Origin of the sequence: Burkholderia sp. BCC1998, assembly GCF_905339875.1 — a bacterium.
Lineage (GTDB): Bacteria > Pseudomonadota > Gammaproteobacteria > Burkholderiales > Burkholderiaceae > Burkholderia.
In genome coordinates this window covers 39860-54096 of record NZ_CAJPHE010000030.1, presented here as the reverse complement: position 1 = coordinate 54096, position 14237 = coordinate 39860, and the positions used below count along the sequence as shown (strand labels likewise).

Genomic DNA, 14237 nt, shown 5'->3' with positions numbered 1-14237 from the left:
TGGCCAGATACACTCCTTGAAACAGCGGAGACGCACGGTCATGGAGAGAACCACTCGTTACACGACGGCCAATTTGCAGGCATACTTGCTGCGATGTCTGGCCGGTATGAGTTCGGATCTAGGCATAGACCCTGAGCGTTTGTGCCTTGGTCTCGGCTTTCAAATCGCGGATTTGTCGGATCCGGAATGTCGATTGTCTTTCAGGCAAGCTAGCGAGATGATCCGCAGGACGATGCAACTGTCATCTCGCGACGGCATAGGTTTGGAGATCGCCAATAACGAGACGATTGGTTCAATCGGAATCGTCGGATACGCAATGCTCACGAGCCCGACATTCGCAGAAGCGGTCGCTCTCGGCGTCAGCATGCAAAATTATGCCGGATCGATGCTTGAACTCGACTACCACAACAGCGATCTCGCGATGTCTATAACCGCGACCAGCCGCTTTCACGAACCAGATATCGAAGCATTTCTCGTGGAAGAGGCTTTCGGCACATTTATGAAAATTGGCCGCACTCTCATCGGAGACGGGTTCAAGCCGTCCGTGATCAGCTTTTCTTATCCAAGGCCCAATTATTCTGCCGAATACGAGCGAACTTTTTCATGTCCTTTGAGGTTTGGACAAAAGGACAATGTATTCTCATGTGATGCCTCATGGGGCGAACGGCGCATTATTACCTACGACCCGCTGAGCCATCGGCAAGCGCTTGGCTTACTGGAAACTGTGAAAGTTCAGGAAAGCGAAGACACCGATCTTATCGAGTCAGTTGAGCGCATCATCCGACGAGATTTGCGTAATGCTCCAACACTTCAGACAGTTGCTGCACAGCTTTGTATGAGTGAGCGCACACTGAGGCGGAAACTAGCCCACTACGGATTGCCATATCAAAGTATCCTTGACAGCGTTCGCGAGCGCCGTGCATTGACACTTCTCCAAAACTCCCGTCTTTCAATCGAAGAAGTTTCGTACGAGGTGGGTTTCAGTGATTCGCACAACTTTAGACGAGCGTTTAAACGATGGACAGGCCATGGACCGCGCACATCCGCGTAATCCTCAATGAGCTTATCGGCGCCAACGCACCGGCGAGTTCGCGTCCGTTTGAATTACCGCACTGTGTTTCACCAGAATCGATGGCACTCAAGATCTAGATCATGCACTGCATTCGTGCATACTGACGCCATACTTTATCGGATACATACGATTTGATGAATTCCTGCCCCTCCTTTCTTCTCGGAAACCGGTACAAGGGAGCAAAAAATGCCTAATCGGCCGGCAGTCTGATGCGCATAACTGTCCCGCCACCATCGCGACGGATAGCGGATAGTGAACCGTTGTGAGCGGAGCAAATGGCGAGCGCAATAGATAATCCAAGGCCGCTTCCTCCCGAATCTCGTGCACGAGAAGTTTCCGCCCGCCAGAATCGATCGAACATTCGTTCGAGATCCCCAGGCTCAACACCTGGCCCGCGATCGGCAAAATCGATCGTAAGCCAACCGTTTCGGGAAATGGCATAAATGTCTAATGCACCACCCTCATACGCATAACGGACGGCGTTCTCGATCAAGATCGAGAAAACCTGCCCCAGTCGATTGCGATCCGCACAGACGGGGAGATTGCGTTCGATTTCACGGTACACCCTGATCGCACGCGAGTCGAGGCGGGCCGTCACCCACGAAAGGCGCTCTGTTATCAGATCCTCCACTAGAAAGCACGCGCGCTCAAGCCCTAGATGGCCAGCGCGTGCCAGAGATAGTAGATGTAGCCCGTCAACCAGTTGATTAAGCAATCCGAGTCGATGCATCACCATCTGCAGTTGTTCGGGCTCGGGAGGAAATACCCCGTCGATCACTCCTTGCAGGCGCCCCATCGCCGCGTTAAGCGGTGTTCGAAGCTCATGAGCAAGTACTGCGCTAGATGCCTGAATCTCCTGTTCGTAGCGCTGCAGTCGGTGAGTCATCTCATTGAAATCGAGTGCCAATCCCCTTAGCTCGTCAGGGGCGGACTGGACGACATCGGCTCGCGTCGAGAAATCTCCCTGCGCGACCTGCCTTGCGCTAGTCGCTACATACTGGAATTGGCGTGTCGCCGATCGAGAGATCCACCATCCGGAAACTGCGATCAATGGTGCGGCTGCTAACAAAAGTGCTCCCAGTGTTATCCAGTCGTCGTTTGCGATCTCCGGATAAACATAGTCCAAACCGTAATATCGGTAAATCAGATAAACCAATTTTTCAGGATCTGGGTTCGGGTCAGTTCTGAGATGAATGAACTCACGACGATCAGGCTCGGCCATACCACGCATGACGGACGCGTTCCAGATGAAGAATCTCAGCCACATGCAAAACGCCACTGCGATCGCCGCTCCAAGCGCGAGCGCGATCACGCGTATGCTTACCCAACGCCACAGAGGCGAGCGTGAAGAAAATTGCATCAAGTCACCTAACTGAAGCGATAACCGACAGCGCGAACTGTCACCAGCACACCGGATATTCCGCACTTTTCTAGCTTGCGGCGCAAATTGTGGATGTGTGTATCAATGACACGTTCAAGCGCGTTGCTACCTGGTTGGCACGCCTCCAGGAGTTCCGCACGCGTGAACGCCTTGAATGGCGTGCGCAGCAGACTCGCCAACAGATTGAACTCGGCGGGAGTCAAATCCAGGAGGATGCTGCCCAGCTGATTGTCGTCAACGCGCGCGACAAATGCTTCAAGATCGACGCACAGGCATTCGTATCGCAGTTGTTTCGGCGTAACAAAGCGAGATGTGGACCGCCGTAAGACTGCATGGACGCGGGCGACAACCTCCTTGGGGCTGCACGGCTTGACCACGTAGTCGTCTGCACCATAGCGTAGCGCTCCAATCTTGTCCGGCTCATCGCCGACGGCTGTTAGCATAATGACAGCCGTGTCACTTGTTCGCCTTATTTCTCCCAGCACGTCGATACCCGAAAGACCTGGCAGCATAACGTCCAGCAACACCAGATGGGGTTTCCACTGAGCATGCATTTCGACCGCCGTTTTGCCGTTCGCTGCAACGATAACCTGGAAACCGTCACGAATTAGATACGCTTCGAGCACACTCGCACTATCGACGTCGTCTTCAACGACAAGTACTCGTTTAGCTGGCATTTTCCTATCCTTAACAAATTATTGAAATTCTACTGATGGGATCTTGAGACTTGCCGGGCATGATGCGGTCCGTCACGTCCTTGGCAATCCTCTCTCTAGATGCATCGGTGCGGAAACATTCCGATGACCGCCACTCTGAGGCACGACTTCGAGTTGCACTGGAGTGCCGACAGTATTTTCCACTACCGATGTGGCACGCAACAGTGCATGTTGCCGCAAGACACGCCGGCTTTCGAATGATTCGCTCATGGACGTAACTATCGGTAGAGAACGACTGTCTGCACGAAACGGAATATCGGATGCATCAACTCTCAGAACGCGGCAAGCTGGTTGCAATCTTCATTCGGACTACCCTATGCACCGGAACCCGTCTATTCATGCCACTGGTCCAGGCCGATGAGCGGGACAGCGCCGCTGGGCAACAGCGAACCGTCGATGAACTCCTGCGAAATCGGACGGATTTTAGCGTCGGCATCGCCGTCGGTGTCGAGCAACGCTATACGGGTGCCACTACGGTGGATCTGAAGAACGGCAAACTCGGTGACGGTCAATTCGACCAGACCTACTTTGGCGTTTCTCCCATGCAGAGCGCAAGATCGGGGTTCAAGAGATATGCGCCCGGGCCCGGCATCGATGCCTATGCATTGACCGTGTCTTGGGAGCACATACTCAATCGACATCGGACGACAGATATTGCTTTCGGCGGTACACGGTACACGGACAATGTATCGATCACGCCGGTCGGTCAACGTTCGTTTGGTGTTTCTCTTTTCATCATGGCCAAGTAGACGTTCTGACCGACTATCGCCATGGTGTCAGCCAAGGGTGCCCGCATGAAAAGCGATCAACGGGCTACCTGTTGACGCCTTCCAACCCTTTCAAATCCCTGGAAAAAAGTGATCGTAAAGAGTTCCGGCTTTCACGCCGTCATCTGCCTCTGCACCAGCGTGCTGTTCGCAGCGTGTCACTCCGAAAATCAGCCGCCGTCACAAACGAGACCAGTTATAGCTGAGGCGGCACATCCTGATAGCGAGACACCCTCAATCTTACTGCCAGGCGACATCGAGGCACGATATAGAACCCCGCTTTCTTTTCGTATCGCGGGCAAGATAATTGAGCGTAAGGTCCAACTTGGAGAGACGGTCAGGAAAGGTCAGCTTGTCGCCGTGCTCGACAGTTCCGACCCGGCGAAGAATCTCGCGAGTGCCCGAGCACAGCTGGAAGCTGCCACGCATAGCTTGACGTACGCGTGGCAGCAGGTCGTACGCGATCGGCAGCAGCATACCCAAAATTTGATCTCGACAGCACAGCTCGAACAGACCCAAAACGCATATGCCTCAGCACTCGCACAGCAACAGCAGATGGATGAGCAGTTCAAACTGGCGAGGAACCAGTTGCAGTACACCAGACTTGTGGCTGATCACACGGGATACATCACGGCCGAACTGGCTGATACCGGCCAGAATGTGTCAGCTGGACAAACGGTGTATCAGTTAGCCTGGTCGGACAGTGTTGATGCCATAGTTGACGCGCCGGAAAGCGTTTTGAAAGTCATTGCGCCTGACCAGCCTGCAACTGTGAGGCTGCCGTCCCTGCCGGACCATATCTACACGGCCCGCGTACGCGAAGTCGCCCCGGCCGCCGACCCGCAAAGCAGAACGTATCGCGTCAAACTTTCACTTCTGCACCCCGACGCCCACGTGCATCTAGGGATGACTGCAGAGATCGCCTTCGAGAGGCCCTCTGACGCAGTGGGTGATACGGCGCTTTACACGTTGCCCGCGACTGCACTTTTCCATGAGGGTGACTCGCCAGCGGTTTGGGTCGTAACCAATCCGGGAAACGCGCTCCAGCTACGTCGCGTGAGCGTGGCACGCTATGACGAGCACACGATAACTGTCTCCAGTGGCCTTAGAAGTGGCGAGCTTGTGGTGATGCAGGGCGTCCATACGGTCAGCGCCGGCGAGAAGGTACGCGTAATCGCACCTCTACACAGTGAGAGCGTCACGCCATGAGTGATATTCACGAAGAAGGACGCTTCAACTTGTCAGCCTGGGCCTTGCGCCATCAGGCACTTGTCGTTTACATCATCGCGCTCGCAACGCTAGCTGGGATCCTCGCTTACACTCGCCTCGCTCAATCAGAGGATCCCCCCTTCACATTCCGCGTCATGGTGGTTCGCACGCTGTGGCCGGGAGCAACCGCACGTCAAGTGCAGGAACAGGTGACCGACCATATCGGACGCAAGCTGCAGGAAACACCAACACTCGATTTCCTACGCAGTTATTCGCGCCCAGGCGAATCGCTGTTGTTCTTCACAATGAGGGATTCCGCACCGACATCCGACGTACCACAAGCCTGGTACCAAGTCCGCAAAAAAGTCAGCGACATTGCAACGACCTTGCCGCAAGGAGTGCAAGGTCCTTTCTTCAACGACGAGTTCGGCGACGTATATACCAACGTTTACACCCTGGAAGGGGATGGTTTCTCCTCGTCCCAGCTGCGCGATTACGCCGATCAGTTACGCACAGCGCTGCTTCGCGTGCCCGGAGTGGGTAAGGTAAGTTACTTTGGTGATCCAGACCAGCACATTTATATCGAGATCAGCAATACACAGCTCACGCACCTCGGAATCTCGCCTGCGCAGTTGGCTCGAGCGATTGATGCGCAAAATAGTGTTGCGTCGTCCGGCACACTCACAACTGCCACCGACCGCGTGTTCATTCGTCCAAGCGGACAGTTCGACAGCGTCTCCGATATTGCCAACACCATGGTGCGCATCAATGGGCGAACATTGCGCATTGGCGATATAGCCATCGTGAAACGCGGCAACGACGAACCGGCCGTTAGCGAAATGCGCATGAACGGGCACGCAGTGCTTGGCATCGGCGTCACCATGCAGGCTGGGGGAGATGTCATCCGCCTGGGTCATTCGTTAGACGCGCAGACGGCGCGATTGCGATCTGAACTGCCAATTGGCCTGCGGTTGACGCAAGTATCAAGTATGCCGAATGCCGTGTCGAAGTCTGTTGCAGACTTCCTTGAGGCGGTGGGTGAAGCGGTGGCAATCGTGCTTGTTGTCAGCCTCGTGTCTCTCGGAGTGCGCACGGGCATGGTCGTAGCCGTCTCAATTCCGGTCGTACTTTCCGTTACCGCACTTGGCATGTACCTGTGCGACATCGGACTCGACAAAGTTTCCCTTGGCACGCTCATCCTCGCTCTTGGCCTACTTGTGGACGACGCAATCATAGCCGTGGAGATGATGGCAGTTAAGCTAGAGCAGGGTTACAGCCGCGCGCGCGCTGCAGCGTTCGCCTACACAAGCACTGCATTCCCGATGCTCACAGGCACACTGGTGACTGTCTCGGGCTTCCTCCCGATCGCGCTTGCGAAATCGAGCACAGGCGAATACACACGTTCGATATTTGAGGTGTCGACCATTGCGCTGATTGCGTCCTGGTTTGCTGCGGTTATCCTGATCCCCCTTCTGGGTTTTCACTGGCTGCCCGATAGCAAAGCCGATTCGCGTACTAGCGACAATCGACATACTACGAAGAACACTGATTTAGAAGACATTTACAACAGTCGTTTTTACCAGCGATTGCAGCAATGGATCGGTTGGTGTATCGAAAAGCGCTTCGCCGTGCTGACGGTAACGGGCGCGTTGTTCGCACTTGCAATCGCCGGCTTTGCGCTCGTGCCGCAGCAATTCTTTCCGAGTTCCGATCGACCCGAGCTTCTGATTGATTTGCGGTTGCCCGAGGGTGCATCGTTCAGCGCAACGCTACGCGAAGCCCAGCGGCTCGAGAAAATGCTTGCCGGGCGCAATGAAGTCGACCATTCGGTGGACTTTGTTGGAACAGGGGCACCGCGTTTTTATCTACCGCTTGACGAGCAACTTGAACAACCGAACTTCGCCCAGTTTGTCGTAACTGCGAAGTCCACCGAGGAACGCGAGGCGCTGGCAAGTTGGCTCGAGTCAAGCTTAAAAGAGCAATTCACCACCGTGCGCTGGCGCATCTCCCGCCTAGAAATGGGACCGCCAGTTGGGTACCCCGTACAGTTTCGGGTAAGCGGCGACGACGTTGCGATGGTGCGAGAAATCGCCCAGAAAGTCGCTACAACAATGCGCAAGGATTCTCGAACGGTCAATGTTCAGTTCGATTGGGATGAGCCGGCAGAACGCTCGGTACGATTTGAATTAGATCAGCAGAAGGCTCGCGAGCTCAACGTAACATCTCAGGATGTATCCAGCTTCCTTCTGATGACGCTATCCGGCTATTCCGCGACCCAGTATCGTGAGCGGGACAAACTGATCGCCGTTGACCTCCGGGCACCCGAAGCTGAGCGCGTCGACCCATCACGCCTGCTTACACTTGCGATTCCGACACCGAACGGCCCGGTACCGCTCGGCTCGCTCGGGCGCTTCTGCAACACGGTTGAATATGGCGTGATCTGGGAGCGCGACCGGCAACCGACGATCACCGTACAGTCTGATGTGCGCGCGGGAACGCAGGGTATTGACGTTACCCACACGATCGACCGCTCGCTCGAGGCGTTGCGAACACAGTTGCCGATTGGCTATCGAATCGAGATAGGCGGATCTGTCGAGGAAAGTGGAAAAGGCCAAGCATCGATCTATGCTCAGTTGCCGTTGACGATCGTGACGATCTTCACGCTGTTAATGATCCAGTTGCAGAGCTTCTCCCGTGTGCTGATGGTAGTGATGACGGCACCACTCGGCCTTATCGGTGTGGTGGGCGCGCTACTTCTCTTTGGTCAGCCATTCGGATTTGTTGCGATGCTTGGCGTGATCGCGATGTTCGGCATCATCATGCGCAATAGTGTCATTCTCGTCGACCAGATCGAGCAGGACGTTGCCTCAGGATGCAAGCCCCTCGATGCGATCGTCGGCGCAACGGTACGGCGCTTTAGGCCCATAGTGCTGACGGCTGCCGCAGCAGTGCTCGCGCTGATTCCACTGCTGCGATCGAACTTCTTCGGCCCGATGGGTACCGCCCTGATGGGTGGAATCACAAGCGCTACGGCATTGACTCTCTTTTATCTTCCGGCGCTTTATGCAACGTGGTTTCGGGTGAAAGCGGGCGAAGACGATACCGCTGCAGTATCCTCGACCAAGGGGAAGAAATGACAAAATGCGTTTCCGTCGACCGCGACACGTGGGTGGCAAACTTGGTCAGACACATTGTTGCACTGTGCTGCAGCACCACTCTCGCAGGTTGTTCACTGTTCGCTCCTAATGGCGATCCACCGGCAATGCGACTGCCCACCCACTATGGAGCAGCACCAATAGACGCGACATCAGTCGTAGCTAGTGGTGTGGCCCAACGCTTCCAGGCACGTAAAGTACCCACTTCCGATTGGTGGAAGCTGTACTGCTCGAGCTCTCTCAACTCTCTTGTTGACGAAGGAGTTCGGCAGAGCCCGACGCTTGGTGCAATTGAGAAAAATTTGATGGCTGCCCGCGAACAACTTCGCGCACAAATCGGCAGCACCATGCTGCCGGAGATCGATGCCGGCAGTCAGACTACACGTGCGAGATCGCTGCCCCCCATTCCTCAGTTAGAAGCGGAGAATTCTCCTTACAACACTTTCGCAGGTCAACTGCAGGCGAGTTACACGGTTGACGTGTTTGGTGCAGCACGCTTTGCTAACCTGGCATTAGCTAAGCGGGTCGATGCCAGCGCATGGCAGCTCGAGGCGGCCAGGCAGGCGCTAGCACTTAATATCGTGACAGCCGTAATCACTATTGGAGACCTCCATGAACGAATCGATACAACCGAACGCCTCGTAGCTCTATCCCGTCAGCAGGCTGTCGAGGCGGCGGAACGCCATCATCTTGGAGCCATATCGCACGATGCCGTACTTCGCGCACAGCAAAACCTCGCGACACTGGAGGCCAATGTTCCCGTCCTGCGTCAGCAACTTCAAACTACACGACACGCCCTCGCAGTGATACTGGGCCGCACACCAGATCAGGCGCCGGCCGATATTCCGCTGTCGGATCTACACCTTCCCGAAGACGTGCCGGTCTTGGTTCCATCCTCCCTACTGCTCTTTCGACCTGACATCCAGGCCGCAGATGCCACATTAAAGGCATCCGCTGAGAGCGTCGGCGCGGCGACTACGCAGATGTTTCCGCAAATCTCGCTATCCGCATCAATGGGTAAGGCAGGTTACAGTTGGCCAGCATTGCTGTCCGGCGTGGGTGCCGTCTGGAGTGTCGGCGCATCTCTTACCCAGCCACTTTTTCATGGCGGGGCGCTCTACGCACAGCGAGAGGCAGCTATGGCGCACTACGATGCAGCAGTCGAAAACTATAGGGCTACCGTGCTAACCGCGTTCCAGGACGTAGCTGACATCTTGACGTCGCTTGATGCAGATGCCTCACAGTTGCGAGCATGGAACAACGTCACGGCCGCCGCCCTCGTTTCGCGAAACGAGGCAATGGAACGGGCGCGACTCGGCGCTTTGCCGCTGTCAGCCGCGCGTTCCACCGACGAGGAGTATCAAAGTGCGCGGTTGAACGAGATCCGCTCATCCGCGGGGCGTCTCGCAGATACTGCCCGGCTGTTCCATGCGATGGGGGCGTTGGCTATGAATACCCGAACGGAGCATGAAGAACCAAACCACAAGGAAGTGGTTTTTGACGACAATGCCAAGTACCCTATGAGGAAGGACTTTGACGTTCGCCGCTAACGTACTAATTCCTATTCGAGCCTGCTGTGTCAGGAACATGGGTCGACATCTACTTTAGAGTCTAAGAACATGGGACATGAGCGCCTGACGCGTGAACAAAGCAACGAGCAGACATGCGAGCGTATGCTGGAAGCAGCGCACGAAATATTCCTGAAGAAGGGTTATGCCGCAGCAAGCATTCAAGAAATCGCGGAAACCGCCGGCTATTCCCGCGGGGCCTTCTACGCGAATTTTCGTGACAGAAGCGAATTGCTGATTGAGTTGCTGAGACGCGATCATGACCGAAGAAGTCGGGCGTACCAGTCAATGACCAATGCCAATGATGTCAGCAAGCAGCTTACAGCGATGGTATACGCATATCACTTTAATGCATCTCAGGCCAAACCTATGCAGCCTCTTTGGGTCGAGGCAAAACTGCTCGCCATCCGAGACGTCGACTTTCGTGTGCACTACAACGCATTACTTCGAGCTGAGTGGGAGCGCCTGACATCTTTACTCAGCAGGTTGGCCAACGAGGCGGCCATTTCGCTGTCGGTCCCTGCCGAAATGATCGCTTTGGGATTGATTAGCTTGTGCGACGGACTGTACCCGTACGCGATGCTCAATCCAACACTAACACGTTCCGGAATCATCGAGTCGATCCTGAGATTTGCTATGGAAAGCGTGGCACCTGGTGGTACGTAGTCAATGCCTCAGCCTTTTCCTGCTCCGTGACGTCACCGATAGTCGCTGAAGCAATCGCTCGTCAGCAAGCCTTATCAGCTATCTAAGAAGGTGCGGACGTGTTAGCCGGCACAGCTAGAATCTGCATCATGAGTCGATATCAACGCGGCTCGGAAGGAGGCAACGCCGACGAGCTATCTGGAACAGTTCGGATATCCGGCCCGATCATCTCCGGTAATAGCTGATTAGTGAAATATCTTTGCTCACCCATATTCGCTCACCTAGGTAATCTGATGGTCAATGGGTATTCCGAAGCTGCTTGGGCTCACGGTGTCCGCGACGAAAGCCTGCTCGCTAACGCCCGGGTAAAAACGCATTGCCAACTGTTTTTTGTATCCGCAATGTGGCCGCACCCCGTTCCCAACTGCCCGGCCACCATGCAGCAGAACCCATTGTCGGACACGCAGCCTATCGCCAATGCGTCGGCCTCGCTGCCGTTCAGCCGGCGCTTCGCCTGCAATGACGTCGACAGCCTCGCCGAATGCACGCACGGCTGGTCGATCTGCCTCGATCAGCTCTCACCCGGACCTTTCCACGGAACGCTGCACGAGATTCGCTTCGACGGCATGCAGCTGTTGCGCGAACGCGTGAATCGTTCGCTGCTCAAGCGTGGGCATCAGCGCGCCGGCGGCACGTCGTTCAGCATCCCGCTGGAAACCGCGGGCTCCGGATACTGCGGCGGCACGCCGCTGCGCGACAAGGCATTGCTCGTCTCCGGCAGTACATTGCTGCCCGAATTGCGCACACCTGACCATCAGGATGTCGTGTTGCTCACGGTACCGACCGACGCGTTACGCAAGTTGGCATGGATCGGCGATCACGGCGGCGACGACGCAATGCTGTCGAGTGACACCCGCATCGCACGCGTGCCGACTGCGCGCTATGAAGCGTTGAAATCCTTGCTGGTCACCGGTTTTGCCGCCGCCGATACGTGTGAGCGGCCCCTCGCGCATCGACAGGCGCGCAAGGCGCTGCGCGACGCCATTCTGGTCGAACTCGCGGACGCGCTGCAAGCGGCCGGCCCGTCCGTTCGCCTCACGCCGTCCGCGCGGCGTCGCGTCGTCGACCGCGTACGCGACCTCGTGGTCTCGCAGCCCGGCGTTCCACTGACCGTGCTCGACGTGTGCCACGCAGTAGGCGCCAGCCGGCGCAAGTTGCAGTATTGCTTCGAGGAAATCCTCGGCACGCATCCGGCCTGGTACTTGCGCGTGGTGCGGCTCAATGCCGTGCGCCGCGAACTGCGCGAGCAGTCTCCCGCCAGCGCGTCGGTCAGTGACGTCGCATGCCGCTGGGGCTTCTGGCACCTCAGCCGATTCGCGACGCACTACCGGGAACTGTTCGGAGAACTGCCATCCGACACCCTCAAACGTCCACCGCGATAATTACCAAAAGCGGATAACGCGCCGGATTTTGACGTTCCTAGACTCCGTACACCTTTCAACTGTACGGGGAACGGCACGATGAAAATCCTGAGATGTGCGCACGGCGCCCGGCGCCGCCGCACACGCACGACCACCGTTGCGATCGGCGCATTGGCGGCCACGCTCGCATGCAATACCGCCCGGGCGCTCGAAAACGACGGCCCCATCACGCCGTTCGGCGTGTTCGATTTCGGCGCGGGCATGACGCCGCCGCCCACGCCGAACGGCACGCTCGCCACACGCTTCGCGTACTACTCGACGCACACGATCCGCAATGGCGGCAACGCCGACTTCTCGCTGACGGTCGCGTCGTGGAGCCTCGCGTACATCCGGATGACGAACGCGAAGCTGTTCGGCGCGAACGTCGGCTTCGGCGCGATCGTGCCGTTCCTGAACCTGAACGGACACGTGAACGTGCCGACGCCCGCGGGAACGCTCGCGATGTCGGCCAATCCGACCAACATCGGCGATGCGGACTTCCAACCGCTGATCCTCGCGTGGACGCTGCCCAATCTGTTCGTCAACGTCGCGCTGCAGGTGCAGGCGCCAACGGGCGCCTATCGCGCCACGCGGCTCTTCAATCCCGGCGTCAACCACTGGACCTTCTCGCCGATCATCGGCGCGACATACATCACCGACAGCGGATTCGAAATCTCGACCAGCATCGAGATCGATCAGAACACGACCAACCGCGCGACGAACTATCGCAGCGGCACGGGGTTCCGCCAGGAATTCGCGGTCGGCCAGCACATTGGCCCGTTCACGGCGGGCCTGGGCGGTTACATCGAGCGCCAACTGAGCAACGACCACGGCCCCAATGTCGACGGCAATCGCGCACGCGTGAACGCGCTGGGCCCGGCGATCAGCTACGCCGAGCCGGGCAAGCCCGCGGTATGGCTGCACGCCTACAAGGAATTCGGTGCGCAAAATCGCGCGCAGGGTTACCAGATCGCGCTGCGTGCGGCGCTGTCGTTCTGATGTTCCGATCCGGGAGCTATCGATGAATCCGCTTTCTTCAACGCACGCCGCGCCGTATACACCGGCCGTCAGGCAAGCCGGTGCAAGCCAGGGTGCCGTGCTGCTGCTCGGCAGCAGCCTCACCGTCATGGGCGCGGTCATGATCGCGCCGATCCTGCCGAAACTCGCGGCCGAGTTCGTGCCGGCCGACCCGCGGCTGGCCGCGCTCGTGCCGCTCGTCGCGACGGGCCCCGCGCTCGCGATCGCACTGTGCGCGCCGCTCGCCGGCTGGCTTGCCGATCGCGTCGGACGCAAGATGCTGCTGTTGCTCGCGACGCTCGTGTACGGGCTGGTCGGCGCTGCGCCGGCATGGCTCGACAATCTCACCGCGATCCTCGTCTGCCGGCTCGCGCTCGGGGCCGCCGAAGCGTGCGTGATGACGTGCTGCACGACACTGATCGGCGACTACTGGCGGGGCGAACAACGGGTGCGTTACGTGAACCGGCAGGTCGTCACGATCGGCATCGTCGGTACGGTGTTTTTCGTGCTTGGCGGCGCAGCCGGCGAGCATTCATGGCGCTATCCGTTCTATCTCTATCTGCTGCCGATCCTGCTCGTGCCGGCGATCGCCGCCGTGTTGTGGGAGCCGCTGCGCGACGGTCAGCCCGCCGAACACGGCGACGGCGGCACACCGCTGTCCGGCGGCAAGCTCGTGCCGATGCTCGCGGTCGGCTATGCGCTGATTTGCGTCGGGATGGTCAGCTCATTCGTGGTCCCGGTACAGATGCCTCAGCTGATGGTCGACATCGGGCAGCACTCGTCGACGATGATCGGCGCGGTAGCCGGTATCGGCTTGCTGTCGACGCTGGCCGGCTCGATCGCGTGGCCATGGTTGCGCGACGCGCTCGGCCGGCGCTTCGTCAACGTCACGCTCCTTGCACTGCTGGCGGCGGGCCTGTCTCTGCTGGCGCGTGCCCATACGGTACCGGCCATCGTCGTGGCGGTCGTGATTCACGGCTTTGGCGGCGGCATGCTGGTTCCCAACGCAATCCTGCCGCTGATGCGCAGGCTGCCGCTCGCGATGCGCGGTCGCGGTCTGGGCGGTTTCACGGCTGCGCTCTATCTCGGCCAGTTCGTCAGCCCGCTGGTCGTGCTCGTGTGCGCACAGACGTTCGGCGGGCTGCGTGCCGCCGTCGTCGCCATCGCATGCGGTACGGCCGTCACGGCACTGCTGTGGTTGCTGCCCGCGCTTCGAAGCCGCCGCGACGACTGATCCTATTACCTCT

The 14237-nt window shown here is 57.8% G+C and carries 10 protein-coding genes and 1 pseudogene; 9 read left to right on the top strand and 2 right to left on the bottom strand.

Translation table 11 applies throughout. From position 1 onward, the window contains the following. Positions 1-40 precede the first annotated feature (40 nt). The gene (locus tag U5A56_RS33385; RefSeq protein WP_124522535.1) at positions 41-1051 is read left to right on the top strand and encodes an AraC family transcriptional regulator; all 1011 of its coding nucleotides are present in this window, start codon (positions 41-43) and stop codon (positions 1049-1051) included. A 211-nt stretch (positions 1052-1262) separates the two neighbouring features. Here U5A56_RS33385 and U5A56_RS33380 read toward each other — a convergent pair whose 3' ends face one another. Continuing rightward, a complete protein-coding gene (locus U5A56_RS33380; protein ID WP_321926786.1) occupies positions 1263-2432 on the bottom strand; it encodes an ATP-binding protein in 1170 nt (389 codons plus the stop codon). 8 nt (positions 2433-2440) lie between these two features. Beyond that, complete coding sequence (locus U5A56_RS33375) at positions 2441-3130, bottom strand: response regulator transcription factor (RefSeq protein ID WP_321926784.1); 690 nt, start codon at positions 3128-3130, stop codon at positions 2441-2443. 299 nt (positions 3131-3429) lie between these two features. Here U5A56_RS33375 and U5A56_RS33370 point away from each other — a divergent pair, with 299 nt between their 5' ends. From U5A56_RS33370 to U5A56_RS33335, 8 genes and pseudogenes are all read left to right on the top strand, one after another. Then, on the top strand, positions 3430-3918 hold the full coding sequence (locus tag U5A56_RS33370) for a MipA/OmpV family protein (protein ID WP_321926782.1): 489 nt from the start codon (positions 3430-3432) through the stop codon (positions 3916-3918). A gap of 111 nt (positions 3919-4029) precedes the next feature. Next, positions 4030-5145, top strand: a complete 1116-nt coding sequence (locus U5A56_RS33365; protein ID WP_415749252.1) for an efflux RND transporter periplasmic adaptor subunit — start codon at positions 4030-4032, stop codon at positions 5143-5145. After that, positions 5142-8282: an efflux RND transporter permease subunit gene (locus U5A56_RS33360; protein WP_321926780.1), complete on the top strand. Its 3141-nt coding sequence runs from the start codon at positions 5142-5144 to the stop codon at positions 8280-8282. Before U5A56_RS33365 ends, U5A56_RS33360 begins: the two co-directional genes overlap by 4 nt. Then, a pseudogene (locus U5A56_RS33355) lies at positions 8279-9739 on the top strand (efflux transporter outer membrane subunit); the annotation flags it as partial. The gene U5A56_RS33360 and the pseudogene U5A56_RS33355, both read left to right, overlap by 4 nt. Positions 9740-9919: 180 nt before the next feature. Beyond that, positions 9920-10534 carry a TetR/AcrR family transcriptional regulator gene (locus tag U5A56_RS33350; protein WP_124522522.1) on the top strand — a complete coding sequence of 205 codons (615 nt, stop codon included), beginning with the start codon at positions 9920-9922 and terminating at the stop codon, positions 10532-10534. Between the two features lie 272 nt (positions 10535-10806). Next, positions 10807-11955 carry a helix-turn-helix domain-containing protein gene (locus U5A56_RS33345; RefSeq protein WP_321926778.1) on the top strand — a complete coding sequence of 383 codons (1149 nt, stop codon included), beginning with the start codon at positions 10807-10809 and terminating at the stop codon, positions 11953-11955. 78 nt (positions 11956-12033) lie between these two features. Then, positions 12034-12972, top strand: coding sequence for a transporter (locus tag U5A56_RS33340; RefSeq protein ID WP_124522520.1), 939 nt, complete (start codon positions 12034-12036; stop codon positions 12970-12972). Between the two features lie 22 nt (positions 12973-12994). After that, positions 12995-14224: an MFS transporter gene (locus U5A56_RS33335; RefSeq protein ID WP_321926776.1), complete on the top strand. Its 1230-nt coding sequence runs from the start codon at positions 12995-12997 to the stop codon at positions 14222-14224. Positions 14225-14237 lie beyond the last annotated feature (13 nt).

Coding starts and splice junctions, on each gene's coding strand:
- U5A56_RS33385 (WP_124522535.1), top strand. CDS start 41: ATGGAGAGAACCACTCGTTACACGACGGCCAATTTGCAGGCATACTTG.
- U5A56_RS33380 (WP_321926786.1), bottom strand. CDS start 2,432: ATGCAATTTTCTTCACGCTCGCCTCTGTGGCGTTGGGTAAGCATACGC.
- U5A56_RS33375 (WP_321926784.1), bottom strand. CDS start 3,130: ATGCCAGCTAAACGAGTACTTGTCGTTGAAGACGACGTCGATAGTGCG.
- U5A56_RS33370 (WP_321926782.1), top strand. CDS start 3,430: ATGCATCAACTCTCAGAACGCGGCAAGCTGGTTGCAATCTTCATTCGG.
- U5A56_RS33360 (WP_321926780.1), top strand. CDS start 5,142: ATGAGTGATATTCACGAAGAAGGACGCTTCAACTTGTCAGCCTGGGCC.
- U5A56_RS33350 (WP_124522522.1), top strand. CDS start 9,920: ATGGGACATGAGCGCCTGACGCGTGAACAAAGCAACGAGCAGACATGC.
- U5A56_RS33345 (WP_321926778.1), top strand. CDS start 10,807: ATGGTCAATGGGTATTCCGAAGCTGCTTGGGCTCACGGTGTCCGCGAC.
- U5A56_RS33340 (WP_124522520.1), top strand. CDS start 12,034: ATGAAAATCCTGAGATGTGCGCACGGCGCCCGGCGCCGCCGCACACGC.
- U5A56_RS33335 (WP_321926776.1), top strand. CDS start 12,995: ATGAATCCGCTTTCTTCAACGCACGCCGCGCCGTATACACCGGCCGTC.